The 18272-nt window shown below is 71.9% G+C and carries 16 protein-coding genes; 6 read left to right on the plus strand and 10 right to left on the minus strand.

Translation table 11 applies throughout. From position 1 onward, the window contains the following. Nucleotides 1–90 precede the first annotated feature (90 nt). Nucleotides 91–1668: a M23 family metallopeptidase gene (locus B6R96_RS14460; RefSeq protein ID WP_384739840.1), complete on the plus strand. Its 1578-nt coding sequence runs from the start codon at nucleotides 91–93 to the stop codon at nucleotides 1666–1668. Between the two features lie 84 nt (nucleotides 1669–1752). On the opposite strand, the gene pcrA is transcribed toward B6R96_RS14460, so the two are convergent. Continuing rightward, nucleotides 1753–4275, minus strand: coding sequence for a DNA helicase PcrA (gene pcrA, locus B6R96_RS14465; protein ID WP_081525104.1), 2523 nt, complete (start codon nucleotides 4273–4275; stop codon nucleotides 1753–1755). 12 nt (nucleotides 4276–4287) lie between these two features. Next, the gene (locus B6R96_RS14470) at nucleotides 4288–4647 is read right to left on the minus strand and encodes an ArsR/SmtB family transcription factor (protein WP_081522656.1); all 360 of its coding nucleotides are present in this window, start codon (nucleotides 4645–4647) and stop codon (nucleotides 4288–4290) included. A 169-nt stretch (nucleotides 4648–4816) separates the two neighbouring features. Between B6R96_RS14470 and B6R96_RS14475 the strand changes: the two genes are divergently transcribed. Both B6R96_RS14475 and B6R96_RS14480 read left to right on the plus strand, forming a co-directional pair. After that, nucleotides 4817–5170, plus strand: a complete 354-nt coding sequence (locus tag B6R96_RS14475; RefSeq protein ID WP_053175114.1) for a hypothetical protein — start codon at nucleotides 4817–4819, stop codon at nucleotides 5168–5170. Between the two features lie 143 nt (nucleotides 5171–5313). Further along, nucleotides 5314–6369, plus strand: coding sequence for a C40 family peptidase (locus B6R96_RS14480; protein WP_081522657.1), 1056 nt, complete (start codon nucleotides 5314–5316; stop codon nucleotides 6367–6369). Between the two features lie 53 nt (nucleotides 6370–6422). Here B6R96_RS14480 and B6R96_RS14485 read toward each other — a convergent pair whose 3' ends face one another. The 3 genes from B6R96_RS14485 to B6R96_RS14495 form a co-directional block, all read right to left on the minus strand. Further along, nucleotides 6423–7526, minus strand: coding sequence for an alpha/beta hydrolase (locus B6R96_RS14485; protein WP_081522658.1), 1104 nt, complete (start codon nucleotides 7524–7526; stop codon nucleotides 6423–6425). An 86-nt stretch (nucleotides 7527–7612) separates the two neighbouring features. Continuing rightward, complete coding sequence (locus B6R96_RS14490; RefSeq protein WP_030389128.1) at nucleotides 7613–8311, minus strand: LuxR C-terminal-related transcriptional regulator; 699 nt, start codon at nucleotides 8309–8311, stop codon at nucleotides 7613–7615. Further along, complete coding sequence (locus B6R96_RS14495; RefSeq protein ID WP_030389127.1) at nucleotides 8308–9603, minus strand: ATP-binding protein; 1296 nt, start codon at nucleotides 9601–9603, stop codon at nucleotides 8308–8310. The genes B6R96_RS14490 and B6R96_RS14495 overlap by 4 nt, the downstream gene beginning before the upstream one ends. Nucleotides 9604–9734: 131 nt before the next feature. On the opposite strand from B6R96_RS14495, the gene B6R96_RS14500 reads away from it, so the two are divergent. Next, nucleotides 9735–11060: a PspC domain-containing protein gene (locus tag B6R96_RS14500; protein ID WP_081522659.1), complete on the plus strand. Its 1326-nt coding sequence runs from the start codon at nucleotides 9735–9737 to the stop codon at nucleotides 11058–11060. After that, nucleotides 11047–11271, plus strand: a complete 225-nt coding sequence (locus B6R96_RS14505; protein ID WP_030389125.1) for a hypothetical protein — start codon at nucleotides 11047–11049, stop codon at nucleotides 11269–11271. Before B6R96_RS14500 ends, B6R96_RS14505 begins: the two co-directional genes overlap by 14 nt. Here B6R96_RS14505 and B6R96_RS14510 read toward each other — a convergent pair. The 4 genes from B6R96_RS14510 to guaA all read right to left on the minus strand — a co-directional run bounded on the left by B6R96_RS14510 (nucleotide 11217) and on the right by guaA (nucleotide 15609). Continuing rightward, nucleotides 11217–11732: a TQO small subunit DoxD gene (locus B6R96_RS14510; RefSeq protein ID WP_030389124.1), complete on the minus strand. Its 516-nt coding sequence runs from the start codon at nucleotides 11730–11732 to the stop codon at nucleotides 11217–11219. The genes B6R96_RS14505 and B6R96_RS14510 overlap by 55 nt on opposite strands. Before the next feature lie 18 nt (nucleotides 11733–11750). Next, entirely contained in the window at nucleotides 11751–13007 is a 1257-nt protein-coding gene (locus B6R96_RS14515; protein WP_203351628.1) for a hypothetical protein, read from the minus strand. Between the two features lie 102 nt (nucleotides 13008–13109). Next, nucleotides 13110–13871 (minus strand): class II aldolase/adducin family protein, encoded by a 762-nt coding sequence (locus B6R96_RS14520; protein ID WP_081522661.1) that lies wholly within the window; start codon nucleotides 13869–13871, stop codon nucleotides 13110–13112. Nucleotides 13872–14022: 151 nt separating this feature from the next. Then, complete coding sequence (gene guaA / locus B6R96_RS14525) at nucleotides 14023–15609, minus strand: glutamine-hydrolyzing GMP synthase (RefSeq protein ID WP_030389121.1); 1587 nt, start codon at nucleotides 15607–15609, stop codon at nucleotides 14023–14025. 294 nt (nucleotides 15610–15903) lie between these two features. Between guaA and B6R96_RS14530 the strand changes: the two genes are divergently transcribed. After that, nucleotides 15904–16167, plus strand: coding sequence for a chorismate mutase (locus tag B6R96_RS14530; RefSeq protein WP_030389120.1), 264 nt, complete (start codon nucleotides 15904–15906; stop codon nucleotides 16165–16167). 276 nt (nucleotides 16168–16443) lie between these two features. On the opposite strand, the gene B6R96_RS14535 is transcribed toward B6R96_RS14530, so the two are convergent. After that, nucleotides 16444–18093 carry an LPXTG cell wall anchor domain-containing protein gene (locus tag B6R96_RS14535; RefSeq protein WP_159396328.1) on the minus strand — a complete coding sequence of 550 codons (1650 nt, stop codon included), beginning with the start codon at nucleotides 18091–18093 and terminating at the stop codon, nucleotides 16444–16446. Nucleotides 18094–18272: the final 179 nt, after the last annotated feature.

Raw genomic sequence — 18272 nt, forward strand, 5'->3', positions numbered from 1 at the left:
CCGAATGCCCGGTTCCGGAGATCTGGGGACCCGGCGAAGATTGTCGTTGCGAGTAACCGCCGGGTACAGTCACGCCACTGCTCTCCTCCGGTGAACTTCGAGTTCCCGGCCACCCAGGCCCCCACTGCCGAGGCGAAAGAGAAGTTGGTGAACGACCGCCCCTCGTCGGGCCAGTACCCGGATGCCGGGTACGACGGCCTTTCCACCACCGCTTTCGCTGGTGACTCGGCCTACGTTTCCTATGAAACGCAGGGTCAGGGAGTCAATTACGCCGCCTACGGCTCCTACGAGACCGGCGCGTACGACACCACGGCATGGACTGCGCAGGACCCTTACCTGTCCACGATCCCGACCCAGGCCGCCCCCGAGGACACCACCGGAACCTGGGACGCGAGCGCCTGGACCACTCCGAGCGCGGACTACTCCGGCTACACCGGCTACCAGCAGCAGCCCTCCTTCGGCTACGACACCACCGGCGAGCAGACCGGCCACTGGGCGATGCCGGGCTACGGCACCACCGGTACCGAGACCGGCGCCTACGACGCCACCGCCTGGAACACCGTCGCCGAGACCCCGGCCCAGCCCGAGGCGGCCTACGCCTACGAGTACCAGCCCGCGCCCGCAGCGGCGCAGCAGGAGTACGCCTACGAGGCGACCTCCGTCGGCTACGCCTACGGGACCACGGCCGACTCCGGGACCGGATCCGACACCTACAGCGAGACCGCCGTCTTCGAGGTGCTCTCCGACGAGACGCAGACGCCCCGGGTCGACGAGACCTACGAGGCGCAGGCGCACCACGAAGTCAGCGACCTGCCCGAGGTGCACGCCCTCCACGAGGTCCATGACCTCCCCACCCAGGCCATGCCCGTGACCACGGCTCCGCGCACCGCGCGCCGGAGCGCCCCCAAGGCCGGCGGCGGCGCCAGCAGCCGTCGCCGCAGCCCGGCGAAGCGTTCCGCCCTGCTGACCGTGGCCGTGCCCTCCGCCTGTGTGATGGGCGTCGCGGGCGTCGCGGCCGCCTCCGTCGGCGGCCTCACCGGCACGGACCGGCCCGCGGAGGACACCACCACGATGGCCGCGCCCGACCCGGCCTCGGTGAAGCCGGTCGCGGCGAACACCAAGCTCGACACCCAACTGGTCGCGCTCAGCGCCGACGCGGGCGACTTCGCGGACCGCGCGAGCCGCACGCAGGAGCGCATCGACCTGCGCGAGCGCCAGGAAGAGGAAAAGAAGAAGAAGGCGGAGGAGGCCGCGGCCAAGGAGGCCGCCCGCCCCAAGTTCGCCATCCCCGTGAACCAGCACGGCCTGAGCGCCAACTTCGGCCAGGCCGGCGGCATGTGGATGTCGGTGCACACCGGCATCGACTTCCCGGTCTCCTACGGGACCCCGGTCATGGCGGCCACCGACGGCACCGTGCGCACCCAGTACAACAGCGCCTACGGGAACATGGCGATAGTGACCGCGCCCGACGGAACCGAGACCTGGTACTGCCACCTCAGCTCCACCAAGATCCGCGGCGGCAAGGTGAAGGCGGGCGACGTGATCGCCTACTCGGGCAACTCGGGCAACTCCACCGGTCCGCACCTGCACTTCGAGGTCCGGCCCGGCGGCGGCTCGGCGATCGACCCCCTGGCGTGGCTCCGCAGCAAGGGCCTGGACCCGACGTAACCGCCGCGCGGCCCGAAGGCCGCGCGGTCGCCCGCCCTCATCCCTGCGCGCCTCATTTCTGTGACGCGCTGACGCGCTGACGCGCTAGAGCTTCTGCACCGGCGCGTAACGCAGCAGCAGCCGCTTGGGCTTGTCGTCCCCGAAGTCGATGGTGGCCTGCGCGTCCGCGCCCGCCCCCTTGACCTCCATGACGGTGCCGAGCCCGAACTGGTCGTGCGTGACCCGGTCCCCGACCACCAGGGCGATGACCGGCTTGTCGGCGGCCCGCCGCGTCGCGAATCCGGACGGCCCCGACTTCGTGCGCGACGAGGACAGGAACGCCTCGGGCGAGGTGCCGAAGGGCGCCTTCCCCGAACCGGACGAGGACGACCCGTAGCCCGAACTCCGCATCGGACCGGCCGGCTTCTGCGTGGCTCCGGTCCGCTTCCACTGGAGGTACTCCGCCGGAATCTCCTCCAGGAACCGCGACGGCGGGTTGTACGAGGGCGTGCCCCACGCGCTGCGCATGCCGGAGCGGGTCAGGTACAGCCGCTCGCGCGCCCGGGTGATCCCCACGTAGGCGAGACGGCGCTCCTCCTCCAGCTCCTTGGTCTGGCCCAGCGCCCGCATGTGCGGGAAGACCCCGTCCTCCATGCCGGTCAGGAAGACCACCGGGAATTCGAGGCCCTTGGCGGTGTGCAGCGTCATCAGCGTGATGACGCCCGAGCCGTCGGTGTCCTCGTCCGGGATCTGGTCGGAGTCGGCGACGAGCGCGACCTGCTCCAGGAACTCGGCAAGGGTCCCGGACCCGGGGGCCGGGGCACCCGTCTCGGCGGCCTCCGCCGCCGCGGCCTCCCTGGCCTGCTCGAACTCGAGCGCCACCGCCGCGAGTTCCTGGAGGTTCTCGATCCGGGTCTCGTCCTGCGGGTCGGTCGACGCCTGGAGCTCGGCGAGGTAGCCCGTACGCTCCAGCACCGCTTCCAGCACCACCGCCGGGCCCGCGCCCGAGTCGACGATCGTGCGGAGCTCCTCCATCAGCACGTTGAACCGCTTCACCGCGTTGGTGGAGCGCGCGGCCATGCCGAAGGCCTCGTCCACGCGCCGCAGCGCCTGCGGGAAGGTGATCTTCTCGCGCAGTGCGAGGGCGTCGATCATCGCCTCGGCGCGCTCGCCGATTCCGCGCTTGGGGACGTTCAGGATGCGCCGCAGCGGGACGTTGTCCTCCGGGTTCGCCAGCACGCGCAGGTACGCGAGGACGTCGCGGACCTCCTTGCGCTCGTAGAAGCGGACGCCGCCGACGACCTTGTAGGGCAGTCCGACCCGGATGAAGATCTCCTCGAACACGCGCGACTGCGCGTTGGTCCGGTAGAAGATCGCGACGTCGCCCGCCTTGGCGTCGCCCGCGTCCGTCAGCCGGTCGATCTCGTCGGCGACGAACTGCGCCTCGTCGTGCTCGGTGTCCGCGACGTAGCCGGTGATGACGGCGCCGGTGCCGGCCTCGGTCCACAGGTTCTTCGCTCGGCGGTTCTCGTTCCGCTCGATGACCGCGTTGGCCGCGGAGAGGATCGTCTGCGTGGAGCGGTAGTTCTGCTCCAGCAGGATCGTCGTCGCGTCCTTGTAGTCCTCCTCGAACTGGAGGATGTTGCGGATGGTCGCGCCGCGGAAGGCGTAGATCGACTGGTCGGCGTCACCCACCACGCACAGCTCGGCCGGCGGCAGGTCCGGGTAGCCGGTGCCCACCAGCTCGCGCACCAGCGTGTACTGCGCGTGGTTGGTGTCCTGGTACTCGTCGACCAGGACATGCCGGAAGCGGCGCCGGTAGTGCTCGGCCACGTCCGGGAAGGCCTGGAGCAGGTGGACGGTGGTCATGATGATGTCGTCGAAGTCGAGGGCGTTGGCCTCGCGCAGCCGCCCCTGGTACATCGCGTACGCCTGGGCCAGGGTCTTCTCGAACCCGTCCGCGGCCTGGTCGGCGAAGGCTTCCTCGTCGATCAGCTCGTTCTTCAGGTTCGAGATCTTGGCGTTGAAGGCCTTCGGCGGGAACTTCTTCGGGTCGAGGTCCAGGTCGCGGCAGACGAGCGCCATCAGGCGCTTCGAGTCGGCCGCGTCGTAGATCGAGAACGAGGAGGTGAAGCCGAGCCGCTTGGACTCGCGGCGCAGGATGCGCACGCACGCGCTGTGGAAGGTGGAGACCCACATGGCGTTGGCGCGCGGGCCGACCAGGCCCTCGACGCGCTCCTTCATCTCGCCGGCGGCCTTGTTGGTGAAGGTGATCGCCAGGATCTGCCCCGGGTGGACGTTCCGCGCGGCCAGCAGGTGGCCGATGCGGTGGGTCAGCACCCTGGTCTTGCCGGAGCCGGCGCCGGCCACGATGAGCAGCGGGGAGCCCGCGTGCACCACGGCCGCGGCCTGCTCGGTGTTCAGGCCGTCCAGGAGCGCCGCCGGGTCGATGACGGGCCTGGGGGCGCCGTCCCGGTAGTACGCGTCCCCGCTCATGGGCACGTCGAACCGCCCCCCGAAGAGGTCGTCCGCGCCCGCTTCCGGGGCGGGGTGGTCCTCGGGCGGCGGCGGGACCTCGTCGGAGGGGGTGAGGTCCGCCAGGAAACTGTCGTCAAAGAGGCTGCTCATCGCCATCCGAGTCTAGGGTGCGGGACCGACAGCCGGTTCCGCAGCGGGAAATTCCCCTGCCGCGAGGGCTTCGCCCAGCACGATCGCCAGCAGGCCGGGGAAGCTGCGTTCGAGGTCGTCGCGGCGCAGCGCGAGGTAGAGCCTGCGGCCCTGGGGGCGCTGGCAGATCACACCGCTCTCGCGCAGCGTCTTGAGGTGGTGCGTGACGCTGGACCTGGGCAGGTCCGGGACGACCTCGCCGCAGAAGGCCTCCTGCCCGGAGGCGAGCCTGCGGACGATCTCCAGGCGGACGGGGTGTCCGAGCGCGGCAAGGACGTCGACCAGTTCGATGCGGTCGGCGGCGGGGTGGGTCAGCTCGGCTGCGGCAGGCATGCCCTCACTGTACGCAGATCTCGTACGGACACCCCCGAACCGTTCGAAGATCTCGTACATCCGGGCGGAACCGGCCCGGCTCTTCGGTCGATTCTGCCGATTCGGCCGCCCGAACGCCCTGCGGTGACCGGTGGAAATCCGCCGGAGGGCACCCCGTACGCTCGACGCCATGGACGTACTCATCAATGTCTTCGTGGGCCTGCACATCATCGGGATCGCCTCGCTCCTCGGCGGGTTCCTGACGCAGATGAAGGCGATGAGCGCGGGCACCGCCCGCTTCACGCCCGCCATGCTGCACGGTGCGCTCACCATGCTCGTGACCGGTGTGGTGCTCGTCGGCCTCAACCAGATGGACGGGGACCCCGTCAACAACATCAAGGTCGGCGTGAAGCTCGCGATCCTCTTCGTGATCCTGTGCCTCGTCTACGTCAAGCGCGACGAGGAGCACGTGGACAAGGCGCTGTTCGGCGCGGTCGGCGGGCTGACCGTGATCAACATCTTCATCGCCGTTCTCTGGCACTGACCCACACCGGAACGATCCGTTCCAGTCCTGGGCAGCCAGCTCCGGTCATATCGAGCCACTTACTATCATCTCGTCATCCGCCCGTTACCTGCGGGTCTAGCGTCCTCCTCCAAGCCCCGACGGAGGAAGGACGTGAGGCCCTCGTGGCCAGTCATCGAAAGCCCAGGCAGCGCCCGCTCTCCGGCGGCCCGGCACGGGCCACCGCCGCCACCCTCGCCCTCGCGGGCGCTGCCACCGCCACCGCCTTCGAAGGCACCTCCCAGGCCGACCCCCGGCTCACACCCGCCCAGGTCAAGTCCGAGGTGGACCGGCTCTACGAAGAGGCCGAGGCGGCGACCGAGCAGTACAACGGGGCGAAGGAGCAGGCGGACGAGGCCGAGCGCGCGCTGGCCGGACTGCGCGAGGAGACCGCCCGCAAGACCGACCAGCTGAACACCGCCCGCAGCGCGCTCGGAACGCTCGCCGCCTCCCAGTACCGCAGCGGCTCCCTGGGCACCGCCGTACGGCTCGCGCTGGCGTCCGACCCGCAGGAGTACCTCTCCCAGGCCTCCTTCATCGCCCGCGCCGGGGACCGCAACGCCGCCGGGATCACCACCGTGCGCCGCCGGCTCGACGAGGTCGGCAAGCTGCGGGACCAGGCCGCCGGACGGCTCGCCGACCTCCGCTCCCGGCAGGACGAAATCGCCGGGCACAAGGCCGTGATCGAGGAGAAGCTCACCGCCGCAAAGAACCTGCTGGCCCGGCTCACCGCCGAGGAGCGGGCCGCCTACGAGGCCCGGTCACCCGGCGGCCCGGCCGCCGCCGCACCGGCCGCCGCCAAGGGCAGTACGCCCCCGCCCCCGTCCGACGGCTCGCGCGCGGCCCGCGCCGTGGCCTTCGCGTACACCGCGATCGGGAAGCCGTACGTCTGGGGCGCGACCGGCCCGGGGTCCTTCGACTGCTCCGGCCTCACCCAGGCGGCCTGGCGCTCGGCCGGGGTCTCGCTGCCCCGCACCACCTACACCCAGATCAACGTCGGCCGGCGCGTCTCCCGCGACCAGCTGGCCCCCGGCGACCTGGTGTTCTTCTACTCCGGGGTCACCCACGTCGGCCTCTACGTCGGCAACGGCCAGATGATCCACGCCCCGCGGCCCGGCTCGACGGTCCGGCTGGCACCGATCGACTCGATGCCCTGGGCCGGCGCCTCCCGCCCCGCCTGATCCGCCCGCCGTTCCCCCGCACGACCCCGTGACCCTTCACGACCGCGCGGCCTCTACGGCGCCTTGACGATCCCGCTCAGCCAGCCGAAGGTCTGCGGCAGCTGCTTGGACCACGATTCGAGGTTGTGCCCGCCGACGACCTTCTCCGCGTGCACCACGGTCGGGGTCTTCGCGATCGCCTTGAGGTCCGTGCCGGACAGGTAGCCGTCGTGCTCGGCCCCCGACATCCACAGCGAGACCGCGGGCGGTGCGGGCGCGGCCTTGAGCAGGTTCTTCAGGTTGTGCGTGGTCCGCAGCGTCGGGTCCTGGGCGACCAGCGAGGAGGGCTCCTGGCCGGGGTCGTTGTAGCCCGACAGGGAGACGGCCGCGCTGTAGCGGTCGGGGTGCAGGATCGCCAGCTTGGCGGCGCAGTAGGCGCCGGCCGAGTACCCGGCCACACCCCAGCTGCGGGGGTCGTCCGAAGCACGGAAGTTGTCGACGACCATCTTGCGGACGTCGACGCTGAACCAGCTGTCCGCGTTGACCTTGCCGGGGATGTTCGCGCAGCCGGTGTCACCGTTGCCGACCAGCATGGCGCGCGGCGAGACCAGGATGAACGGCTGCACCTTGCCGCTCTTCATCAGCGGCTCCAGCACCTCGTGGGCCTTGACCCCCTGGAACCAGGACTTGCCCGTCCCCGGTATGCCCGGGATCAGCTCCACCACGGGGAACTTCTTGTCCTTGTGGGCCGGGTCGTCGTACTGCGGCGGCAGCCACACCATGACGTCGCCCTTGACGCCGGAGATCTTGCCGTCGAGCTCGGTCTTCCTGACCCGGCCGCCCAGCCCCTCGACCGGCTGGAACTCCTGCTTGACCTTCGGCGCCTCCTCGACCTTCTTGCCGCCGAGCCCGTCCGGGCCGAGGTCGGGGGCGGCCGTGACGTACCTGCCGGTGCCGAACAGATCACCCCACGAGGCATAGAAGTGCTCGGCCCGATTGACGGCGACGAACACCACGGCGACGGCTGTGACCTGGGCGAACACCACCATCAGCGCGCGCAGGACGGTGCGTACGACGGCAGGGCCGCGCACCTTGCTCCACACGGCCAGCGGAAGGACGACGGCGATCGCGGTCAGGGCGATCACCGCCACGAAGAAGGGGGTCCCCGTCAAGCTCATCACGCCACCGTAGAGGGCGGCGTGCCCGCTCCCGGTTGCCCCCTCGGCCTGCGGTGTCGGTCACACCGCAGGTCGGACGGGGTGCATCAGACCAGGCGGCGGGCCGTCGCCCAGCGGGTCAGCTCGTGCCGGTTGGACAGCTGGAGCTTGCGCAGGACGGCGGAGACGTGCGACTCGACCGTCTTCACCGAGATGAAGAGCTGCTTGGCGATCTCCTTGTACGCGTACCCGCGCGCGATCAGCCGCAGCACCTCGCGCTCGCGCTGGGTGAGCCGGTCCAGGTCCTCGTCGACCGGCGGCGCGTCCGTAGAGGCGAACGCGTCGAGCACGAAGCCCGCCAGCCGCGGCGAGAACACCGCGTCCCCGTCCTGCACGCGAAAGACCGAGTCCACCAGGTCGGTGCCGGTGATGGTCTTGGTGACGTACCCCCGCGCACCGCCCCGGATGACCCCGATGACGTCCTCGGCCGCGTCCGACACCGACAGCGCCAGGAACCGCACCGGGTTCACGGCCGCCGCCATCAGCGGGGCGCAGCGCCGCAGCACCTCGACGCCACCGCCGCCGGGCAGGTGCACGTCGAGCAGGACCACCTCGGGGCGGGTGGCGGTGATGACCGTGACGGCCTGGTCGACGTCGGCGGCCTCGCCGACGACCTCGACCCCCGTGCGCTCGGTCTCGCCGATCTCGGCCTGCACTCCCGTACGGAACATCCTGTGGTCGTCGACGAGCACCACCCGGACGCGCCTGGTCTCCCCCGCGCCTGCGTTCTCTCCGGCCTCGGTCATGCTGCGTTCGCCGCCCTCTCCATCTCCAGCTCGACTTCCGTGCCGCCGTCGGGCGCGGACCGCAGCCGTGCGGTCCCGCCGTTGCGCTGCATCCGGCCGATGATCGATTCTCGTACGCCCATGCGGTCGCTCGGTACCGCGTCGATGTCGAAGCCCGGTCCCCGGTCCCGTACGGACACGAACACCGTCCGCCCCTCCACCTCCGCGTACACCTGCACCGGCCCGCCCTCGCCACCGTACTTGGCGGCGTTGACCATCGCTTCGCGCGCGGCCTGGATCTGCGCCGCCAGGCCCTCGTCGAGCGGGCAGTCGCCGACGACGACGACCTCGATCGGGACGCCGTGGTGGTCCTCGACGTCGGCGGCGGTCTTCTTCACGGCCTCCGCGAGGGTGGCCGGCTCCTCCGCCTCGTCCTTGCCGGTGCCCTCCGGCTTGTAGAGCCAGTTCCGCAGCTCACGTTCCTGGGCCCGGGCCAGGCGGCGCACCTCGGAGACGTCCTCCGCGTTGCGCTGGATCAGGGTGAGGGTGTGCAGCACCGAGTCGTGCACGTGGGCCGCGACCTCGGCGCGTTCCTGGGCGCGGATGCGCATCAGGCGTTCCTCGGAGAGGTCCTGGGTCATCCGGATCAGCCAGGGCCCGGCGAGCAGGGCCACGCCGACGAGGACGGCGAGGGTCGCGGTGAGGACGTTGCCGAGCTGCGCCGCGGAGCCCCGTACGACGATGAAGACGGTCAGGCCCACCCCCACCAGGGCCACGCCGGCCAGTGCCCGGGCGGCCTGCAGCAGGCGTCCGTGCCGTCCCACGGCCTCGGACCAGTGCGCGCGGCGGGCGTTGTCGGCCTGCCGCCATACGAGCACCACCCCGGCCCCGACCAGCAGCGTCGGCCACACGTACCGGCCGGAGGCGCCGCCGAGCTGGACCTTGGAGATGAAGATGCCCGCGCCGATGAACAGGGCGACCAGCGCGGTGATCTGCCCGCGGTCGGGTTTGCGCAGCCGCCGGCTGCCGTCGGGGAGGGTCTCGAAGAAGGAACGGTGCCCGGTCCGGCCGCCGACGCCCAGCGGTACGAAGACCCAGAAAGCCGCGTACAGCAGCACGCCCAGCCCGTCCCCCCACATGAACAGCAGCAGGAAGGCCAGGCGGACCCATCCCACGGGCAGCCCGAGGTGCCCTGCGAGACCGCGTGCGACACCGCCGAGCATCCGGCCGTCGGCGCTGCGGTAGAGCTTGCGCTGCGGGACCTCGTCGGCGTCCGGTGCGTGCGGGGTACGGGGGGCGGCGGCTACGGGCATGTCACCAAGGGTCACACGCCCGGCGGGGGCCGGTCATCAGGGCATCCCCCCACTTGTACCGGGGGGATATCAGGGTTGCACCAGGGTAGGGCCCGATGCCCTCCGCTTCCGCGGGCCGTCACCATGGACCCATGACCGAAGTACACGACGCCCCACCGGCCGAGCCAGGGGCCCCTCGGGCCGCCGATGCGCGGCCGCCCCTGCGCCGCAGCAAGCGCGACAAGGTCCTCGCGGGCGTGTGCGGCGGCCTCGGCCGGTACTTCGACCTGGACCCGGTGGTCTTCCGGATCGTCCTCGGCGTCCTCGCGGTCACCGGCGGCGTGGGTCTGATCTTCTACGGCTTCGCGTGGCTGCTGCTCCCCCAGGAGGGCGAGGAGGACAGCGAGGCGAAGAAGCTGCTGACCGGCCGGGTCGAGGGCGCGACGCTGGCGGCGGTGTTCGCCGCGCTGGTGGGCTGCGCGCTGTTCCTGTCGATGCTGGACAACGGCGGGCTGGCGGCCTTCTCCGTCCTGGTCGTCCTGGCGCTGGGCGGGGCCTCGTACTGGTCGCAGCGGCAGCGGCACCTCTGCCAGCCCGAGGCGCAGACGCCCGAGCCGGGCGGCGGCGCGCACCGCACCGCGCACTCGCCGGCCCCGCCGGAGACGCAGGCCCCGCCCGCCCCCGGCGGCCCGTCCTGGTGGCGGGATCCGCTGGTCAAGGACGGTACGACCGGCCCGGTCGGCGGGACGGGCTACCTGTGGGGGCCCGATGACACCGTGGACCCCGTCGTGAGCGGCCGTACCCCGAAGGCGTCCGCGAAGGCGCCCGCCGCCCCGGCCCGCCCGCGCGGCGGCATCGGGGGCCGGGTCTTCGTCCTGGCGCTGCTGGCCGGGATCGCGGGGACCGGCTCCGCGTGGGAGGGCAATCCGCTCGGCGAGGCGCTGCAGACCGGGCTCGCCGCCGCGCTGATCGTCTTCGGTGTGGGTCTCGCGGTCAGCTCCCTGCTGGGACGGACCGGCTTCGGCACGATCGTGCTCGCCGTGTTCACCTCGGGCCTGCTGGCGGGAGCGGCCGTACTGCCCCGCGAGGTCGGTACCGACTGGCGCAGCGTCGAGTGGCGGCCGGCCGCGGTGGCCGACGTACGGCCCGTGTACGAGGCGGGCACCGGGCTCGCCACGCTGGACCTGAGCCGGCTGGACGTGCCGAAGGGAACCACGGTGGCCGTCGAGGCCTCGATCGACGCGGGCCGGCTCAAGGTGGTCCTGCCGCGGGAGGCCACCGCGCAGGCCGATGTGACCATCCGGCGGGCGGGCGACATCCAGCTGCCGGGGGACGACGCGGGCCGCATCGAGCGGGTCGGCGAGCAGAACCGGACGCAAACCCTCGCGCCGGCGGCCGGCACCGAGGCCGGCGGAACGATCGACCTGCACCTCAGTGCGGGTCTGGGACTGGTGGAGGTGGCTCGTGCGGCGTCATGAGTTCCAGCCCGGGCGGCTGATCGCGGGGCTCGTCCTGGTGGTGGCGGGCGTGCTCTACCTGCTCGACAGCACCGGCCGGGCCGACCTGCCCTGGTTCGCGATCATCCCGATGGCCCTGGGCGGGCTCTCGCTGGCCGCGCTGGTGGGGCTGGTGACCTACGCCGTACGCCGCGACAGGCGCGACCGGATCACCGAGTCCAGCGACAGGTAGGGCGCCCCGGCGAGGATCAGCGGGGTCCACGCCATCATGTAGATCAGGTCGTTGCCGTAGTAGTACGGGGTCACCGCCCACGACACCGTGAGCCAGAGGCTGAGCGCGATGAGCGCCCCGCCGACGGCCGCGATACGGGTCAGCAGGCCGACCAGGGCCCCGAGGCCGACCAGGATCTCCCCGATGGCCAGGGCGACGGCGAAGCCGACGGGCGAGTTCAGCGACAGGTCCACGAGGCCGGGGATCGCGGAGGTGTCGCGCACCCCGCGCATCAGGTCGCCGATGGAGCCGTCTCCGGAGGCGGAGAGGAACGCCGGGTCGGTCAGCTTGTCGATCCCCGCGTACACGAAGGTCACGCCGAGGAAGAGCCGCAGGGGCAGCAGTGCGTGCCGGGAGGCCAGCTCGCGCAGGCCCACCGCGTCGCGAGGGGCGTCGGTTTCAAGAACATCGGTTCGGTTCACGGGACATGTGTACCCCGATCACTCGGCAACATCGATGGTGCAGCGGTTGGATTCCACCCCTGCGGCGGTGACCACCTGGACCTCGACGCGCCCCGGCTCCACCTCCGCCGGGACCGGCACGGTCAGCACGGCGTCGGAGGGGTTGGTGAATCCGCCCGCCACCGGGACCAGCGGCACGTGCACGTGCACCGCCCCCACCCGTACGACCAGACGGGCCAGCATCTCCGGCGTCTGGGCCCCCGGCGGCACGAAGCCCACGCCCCGGATCTCGATGTCGTCCCCGGGGCGGACGGCCGCGTCCAGATCCCCGGGCTCCCGTCTGCGCACCACCGACAGCACCAGCGGACGGCTGCCCTCCGCGTACTTCGCCGCCAGGTACACCGCGGCGGACAGCGCCACCAGCAGGGCCAGCGCCCAGGGCAGCTGCGGCAGCCGGTCCGGGAAGCGCGCCAGGCAGACCGCGGCGTAGCCGAGCACCACCGTCGAGACGAGCACGTACTGGGCGTCCGGGAAGCTGCCGCGGCCCGCGTCGTCCGTCAGCAGGTCCGCCCCGCGCGGGCGGTCCGCCGGCAGCTTCTGCAACCGCTGGCCCATGATCCGTACGGACACCACCCGGCGGACCAGCACCGCCACACCGGAGGTCAGCGAGACCACCGCCAGCAGCGGCAGCGCCCGGTCCAGCGCGAGGCCCGCGTACAGCGCCTGCCGCTCGGGCCCGGGCGCCGAGGCGGCCAGCCGCAGCGCGGGCAGCAGGGTGGCGAAGGCCGTCAGCACCACCCAGGCGCTGGGCACCGCCTTGGAGGTGGACAGCCGGTTGTCCTCACCGACCAGCGGGGCCAGCAGCCCGCCGCGCACCGACTGGGCGCGGGCCGCGACCGTGAGCAGCCCGGCCAGCGCCAGGGCGGCCAGCAGCCCGGCGGTGCGCGCCGTGGACCAGCCGGTGCCGAGCGCGGCGGCGACCTGCACCAGCAGCAGGACCCCTGCGGCGATCCAGACGGCGAGGACGGCCCGCCGGGAGAACAGGTACAGCCAGGAGCTCCCGGCCTCCCGGCCCCGGTCGGCGACCGTGCGGGCGGACAGGGTCAGCTCGTCGGAGACCCACTGCCGCGAGGCGCCGAGCGAGTGGGCCACGGCGGCCGGCACGCCCCGGCCGGAGGCGAACTCGTCGCGCTTCTCCAGGAACGCGGCCACGGCACGGCGGTGGCCCTCCCGTGCGCACTCCTCGCAGGCGCAGGCGGTGGTGTGGGTACCTCGGGACATCTCTTGGACAGCCACGTACGTGCCGCCTCTCTGAACTACGGTGCAATGCCAGCGAATTGTGCACCACTGCGGCAGTGCTCCGGATTGCGCACGATGTCAGAGCAGGTGATTAACGGTTCATGATGTTGACGCCACCCGTTCCCTGAGCGGCTGGTAGCTCACCCAGGCCGCCAGATCGGACCCGAACCGCTGGCGCGTCAGGGCCGCGGCACGGTGGTCGGCGGGCACCGGCTTCCCGGCGGCCCGGGCGATCAGCTGCACCTGAGCCGCCCGCTCCGCCTCGATGAACCACCAGACGGCGGCGTCCACCGAGTCCCCCACCGTCAGCAGCCCGCGGTTGCGCAGGATCAGCGCCTTGTACGGGCCCAGCGCGAGCGCGGTCCGCTCCGGCTCGTCGGCCCCGGAGTACTCGTCGAGCAGCGCGTGGTCCTCGTAGAAGGCGCAGGCCTCCTCGGTGATCGGGGCCAGCAGCTCGCCCAGGGCCGCGAGCGCCCTGCCGTACGGACCCTGCGCGCGGACGACGGCGACCACCTCGGGCCGCCTGCGGTGCACGGCCGCGTGGACGGCGAAGGCGAGCTGGTTGACCCGGCGCGCGCCCCGCACCACCCGGCCGTCCCCGTCGACCAGCAGCAGGTCGTCCGCGGTGAGCGCGCCGAGGGCCCGTCCGAAAGGGTTCACCCAGAAGCAGTCCTCGAACTCCGGGTCCCGTGCGGTGATCTGCCCCGCGACCCCGTCCCCGTACCCGAGGCACTCCAGCAGCCGCAGCGCCTCGGCGAGCCGTTCCTTGCGGTGGGCGCGGGCCGCCTCGACGGTGTCGTGCACGGGCGGCATCTCGAAGCCCAGCCGCTCCACGGGCACGGGTACGGGCTGATCGGGCATGGGCGCTCCCTCGGACGGCTCGGTTCGCCGCGCAAGGTACCCGGGGCCCTGCCAACTGGCCAGAGAAACGGCGAAGCCGCCGCCCGCGGGTGCGGGCGGCGGCTTCACTGCGATCCGGTGGGACCGGTGGATCCGGTGGGACCTGGTGGGACTACTCCCACTCGATGGTGCCCGGGGGCTTGCTCGTGCAGTCGAGGACCACCCGGTTCACGTCCGGCACCTCGTTGGTGATGCGGGTCGAGATCCGCGCGAGCACCTCGTACGGCATGCGCGTCCAGTCCGCGGTCATCGCGTCCTCGGAGGACACGGGGCGCAGCACGATCGGGTGGCCGTAGGTGCGGCCGTCGCCCTGGACGCCGACGCTGCGGACGTCCGCGAGCAGGACGACCGGGCACTGCCAGATCTCGCGGTCCAGGCCGGCCGCGGTGAGCTCGTGGCGGGCGATGGCGTCGGCCTCGCGGAGCAGGTCCAGGCGCTCCTTGGTCACCTCGCCGACGATGCGGATGCCCAGGCCGGGGCCGGGGAAGGGCTGGCGCTGGACGATCTCGTCCGGCAGGCCGAGCTCCTGGCCGACCATCCGGACCTCGTCCTTGAACAGCTGGCGCAGCGGCTCGACGAGCTCGAACTCGATGTCGTCGGGGAGCCCGCCCACGTTGTGGTGGGACTTGATGTTGGCGGTGCCGGTGCCGCCGCCGGACTCGACGACGTCCGGGTACAGGGTGCCCTGGACGAGGAAGGCCACCGCCGGGCCGTCCTCCTGGAGGATCTCCAGCTGGGCCTGCTCGAAGACGCGGATGAACTCGCGGCCGATGATCTTGCGCTTGGTCTCCGGGTCGGAGACCCCCGCCAGCGCGGTCAGGAAGCGCTCCTGCGCGTCGACGACCTTCAGCTGCACGCCGGTCGCGGCGACGAAGTCCTTCTCGACCTGCTCGGTCTCGCCCTTGCGCATCAGACCGTGGTCGACGTAGACGCAGGTCAGCTGCGAGCCGATGGCCTTCTGCACGAGGGCCGCGGCGACGGCGGAGTCCACGCCGCCGGAGAGGCCGCAGATGGCGCGCTTGTCGCCGACCTGCTCGCGGATGGCCGCGATCTGCTCCTCGACGATGTTGCCGGTGGTCCAGGTCGGGGCGAGGCCGGCGCCGCGGTAGAGGAAGTGCTCGAGGATCTGCTGGCCGTGCGTGGAGTGCATCACCTCGGGGTGGTACTGCACGCCGTACAGCTTCTTCTCGTCGTTCTCGAAGGCCGCGACCGGGACGACGTCGGTCGACGCTGTGACGGCGAAGCCCTCGGGGGCGGCGGAGCAGGCGTCACCGTGGGACATCCACACCGACTGGTTCGCGGGGGTGCCCTCGAACAGGGTGGAGCCGTTCTTGGAGACGGCCAGCGGCGTACGGCCGTACTCGCGGGCGCCGGTGTTGTCGACCTGGCCTCCGAGGGTGACGGCCATCAGCTGGAAGCCGTAGCACATGCCGAAGACGGGGATGCCGGCCTCGAACAGGGCCCGGTCGATCCGCGGGGCGCCCTCCTCGTACACGGAGGACGGGCCGCCGGAGAGGATGATCGCCTTGGGCTGCTTGGCCAGCATCTCGTCGACGGGCATCGAGCTCGGCACGATCTCGCTGTAGACCCGTGCCTCGCGGACGCGGCGGGCGATGAGCTGGGCGTACTGGGCGCCGAAGTCGACGACGAGAACCGTGTCCGGGGCGCTGTCGTGGGCGGCGGAGGGTGCTTCTGGCACGGGGCGGCCTTCCGGCGGAAGAGGTGGCTGTTTTGTCGATTCTAACGGGGGACGCCGGGCCCTCTTCGTCTCACCATCCGAATCCGCTTGGCCCCGGGGCCCGCGGGAGGTAATAATCCGTCCCGTGCGCAAGCAGCTGAGCTTCCTCTTTACCTATGGCACCGGTCGGTCCGGTCGCCATGGGTCCTCGTGATGCTCGCCTGAGCCACTGAACTTCCCAGAGCGCCCCGGTCCGACAGGACCGGGGCGCTCTGCGTTTCCGCTCCTGTCGGCACACACCCCGCAGGAGAGACCATGACCACGATCACCACCACCCCCGAGCAGCTGATCGCCGACTCCCGTGGGCGCATCGACGCCCTCGACGACCGGATCATCGGACTGATCCAGGAGCGGATGGCCGTCTCCACGGTCATCCAGGACGCCCGGATCGCGTCCGGCGGGCGCCGGGTGCACCTGTCGCGCGAGATGGAGGTGCTCTCGCACTGGAGCGACGCCCTCGGCAAGCCCGGCACCGCACTCGCCATGACCCTGCTGGAGCTGTGCCGCGGCCGCGTGTGACGGCTGTTCGTCACTCGTCCGGCCCGTGACCGGCCCCGGGCCCCTTCGTTGGTGAGGATGTCCGCGTCAGCCAGCCGCGGAACCGCAACACCACGCGTGGCTCCGCTGGAGCGATGAGACGCACGCCCCGTGGAGCGTGCGTCGTGGGACCTCGCTCCTTCGCGTGACCGGACGGCAGGGGACAGCAGGCCGGTCACCCCGTAAAGGACGGCTGGCCCCGGGGACGCCCGGGGCCGGCCGTTCTGTGCGCTCGCGCGGTCCTGCGCGCCCGCGTCGTTACGCGTGCCCGCCCGCCTTGCGGCGGAACGCCAGGAACAGCCCGCCGCCCGCAGCCACGAGCACCGCGCCGCCGAGCGCGATCGCCGCGGCGGAGCTGCCGGTGGAGGCGAGACCGCCGTTGGCCGTGGTGCCGCTGCCGGTGCCGGTGGCCGAGGCGCTCGCCGTCGCGGTCGCGGTGGCCGTCGCCGAGGCGGTCGGGGTCGGGCCGACCGACGTGGTCGGGGTCGGGGCCGGGCCGCCGTCCTTCGCGTTGATCACGAAGGCCCCCTTGTTGTTGGCCGCGTTCGGGTCCCAGCGGTGGGGCGTGGTGCCCTCGGCCGTCCACTCGCCGACCGTGACGGAGCCCTTGGCGTCGGCGACGACCGTCTCGATCTTCAGCTCGAACGGGTAGGAGAACGTCGCGGCCTCCCCCACCACGTGACCGGTGGAGCAGAAGTAGCGCGGCGCCCCCAGGGCCTGCTCGCGGGGCGTGCCGTTCGCATTGACGCCCGTGCAGCCGGCCGGGACCCGGGTGGCCTTCGCGCCCGCCGGGATCACGATGTCCGTCCGGGCGACGCTCTCGCCGGAGCGCAGGTACGCGACCCACGCGGGGCCGTTGTTGCGGAAGCCGAAGTCGGCGCGGACCGTCTCGCCGGCCTTGCCCTTGAGGGAGACGCCCGCGGCCACCAGGTCGGCGGTGTTGCGCGTCGCGAAGTCGAACTCCTGGATGTTGTCCCGGGGGTCGAGGTCGCCGGTCTGCTGCGCGGACTGCGCGGAGGCCTTGCCGGCCTGCTTCGCCACGGCCAGCTTCTTGCCGCCCGCGGGCGTGCGGTGCTTGCCCGACTTCGGCTGGTCGCCGGCGGCGTACACCGCGTAGGTCAGTCCGTCGACGAAGGCGTGCGGGGCGGCCTTGAGGGTCAGCGGGCCGTCGACGCCGTAGAGCGCGCCCGGCTCGTACTCGCCCTCCAGCAGGCACTGCACCGTGCTCCAGCCCGTGTTCCACGGCTGGCCCGCGGCGCTGTCCTCGGAGTACGAGCAGTTGTCGTACTGCTCGACGAGGCCGATGCCGTGCGTGGTGCGCACTTCGAGGACGACACCGTTGACCGGGTCGGTGCCCTCGTTGGCGAAGATGATCGGCAGGTTCTGCTTGTCGCCCGGCTTCAGCTGCGCCTTCAGGTCGGCGCGGTCCAGGACCAGGTCGGGGCCGCCGACGCGGACCTTGGTGGTGGCGGACTTGAAGGTGGCGCCCTCCGCCCGGCCGGTGACGGTCAGGTCCGCGGTCCGGCCGACCTTGCTGTCCTTGGCCGCCCTGACGTCCAGGCCCACGACGGTGGTCTCGCCCGTCCACAGGGCCCAGCGCGTGCAGGTCACGGCCGTGGCGGCGAGCGTGCAGTTCGCGCCCTGCTGCTCCTTGGCGAGCGTCACGTCGGCGATCCCCTTGAGCGGGGTCAGGTCGATCGTGAAGGTGCTCTGGCGGTCGAAGGTCTTGGTGGAGTCGTTGAGGATCCGGAACTCCACCGAGGTCTTCTGCGGCTCACCGCTCTGCCCGGGGTGCGGGCGCAGGCCGATCCCGGCCGGTCCGGCCAGGGTGAAGACGGGGTCCGCGGCGTGTGCGGGGGTGGTGGCCAGACCCAGGGCCACCAGAGCGCCGGCGGCCAGCAAAGACATGCGCTTTCTCATGCAGCCGTTGACTGTCGAACATCAATCGCAGTTGCACACTTCGCTGTGTGATCGACACCACAGCCCGCCTCGCGGGATTCCGGTACAACCATCAAGGCTGAACATCTGTCACGTATGTACCGCGGTGGGTACCGCGCTCGGAGGGGGAGCGCGGTACCCACCGCAGT

Source organism: Streptomyces sp. Sge12 (genome assembly GCF_002080455.1).
Taxonomy (GTDB): domain Bacteria; phylum Actinomycetota; class Actinomycetes; order Streptomycetales; family Streptomycetaceae; genus Streptomyces.

Bases quoted from the DNA above. Each gene is read 5' to 3' on its own strand.
- B6R96_RS14475 (WP_053175114.1), top strand. From the start codon at position 4,817: ATGGACGTACTCATCAATGTCTTCGTGGGCCTGCACATCATCGGGATC.
- B6R96_RS14535 (WP_159396328.1), bottom strand. From the start codon at position 18,093: ATGTCTTTGCTGGCCGCCGGCGCTCTGGTGGCCCTGGGTCTGGCCACC.
- B6R96_RS14495 (WP_030389127.1), bottom strand. From the start codon at position 9,603: ATGCCCGTAGCCGCCGCCCCCCGTACCCCGCACGCACCGGACGCCGAC.
- B6R96_RS14520 (WP_081522661.1), bottom strand. From the start codon at position 13,871: ATGCCCGATCAGCCCGTACCCGTGCCCGTGGAGCGGCTGGGCTTCGAG.
- B6R96_RS14490 (WP_030389128.1), bottom strand. From the start codon at position 8,311: ATGACCGAGGCCGGAGAGAACGCAGGCGCGGGGGAGACCAGGCGCGTC.
- B6R96_RS14500 (WP_081522659.1), top strand. From the start codon at position 9,735: ATGACCGAAGTACACGACGCCCCACCGGCCGAGCCAGGGGCCCCTCGG.
- B6R96_RS14530 (WP_030389120.1), top strand. From the start codon at position 15,904: ATGACCACGATCACCACCACCCCCGAGCAGCTGATCGCCGACTCCCGT.
- B6R96_RS14470 (WP_081522656.1), bottom strand. From the start codon at position 4,647: ATGCCTGCCGCAGCCGAGCTGACCCACCCCGCCGCCGACCGCATCGAA.
- B6R96_RS14485 (WP_081522658.1), bottom strand. From the start codon at position 7,526: ATGAGCTTGACGGGGACCCCCTTCTTCGTGGCGGTGATCGCCCTGACC.
- pcrA (WP_081525104.1), bottom strand. From the start codon at position 4,275: ATGAGCAGCCTCTTTGACGACAGTTTCCTGGCGGACCTCACCCCCTCC.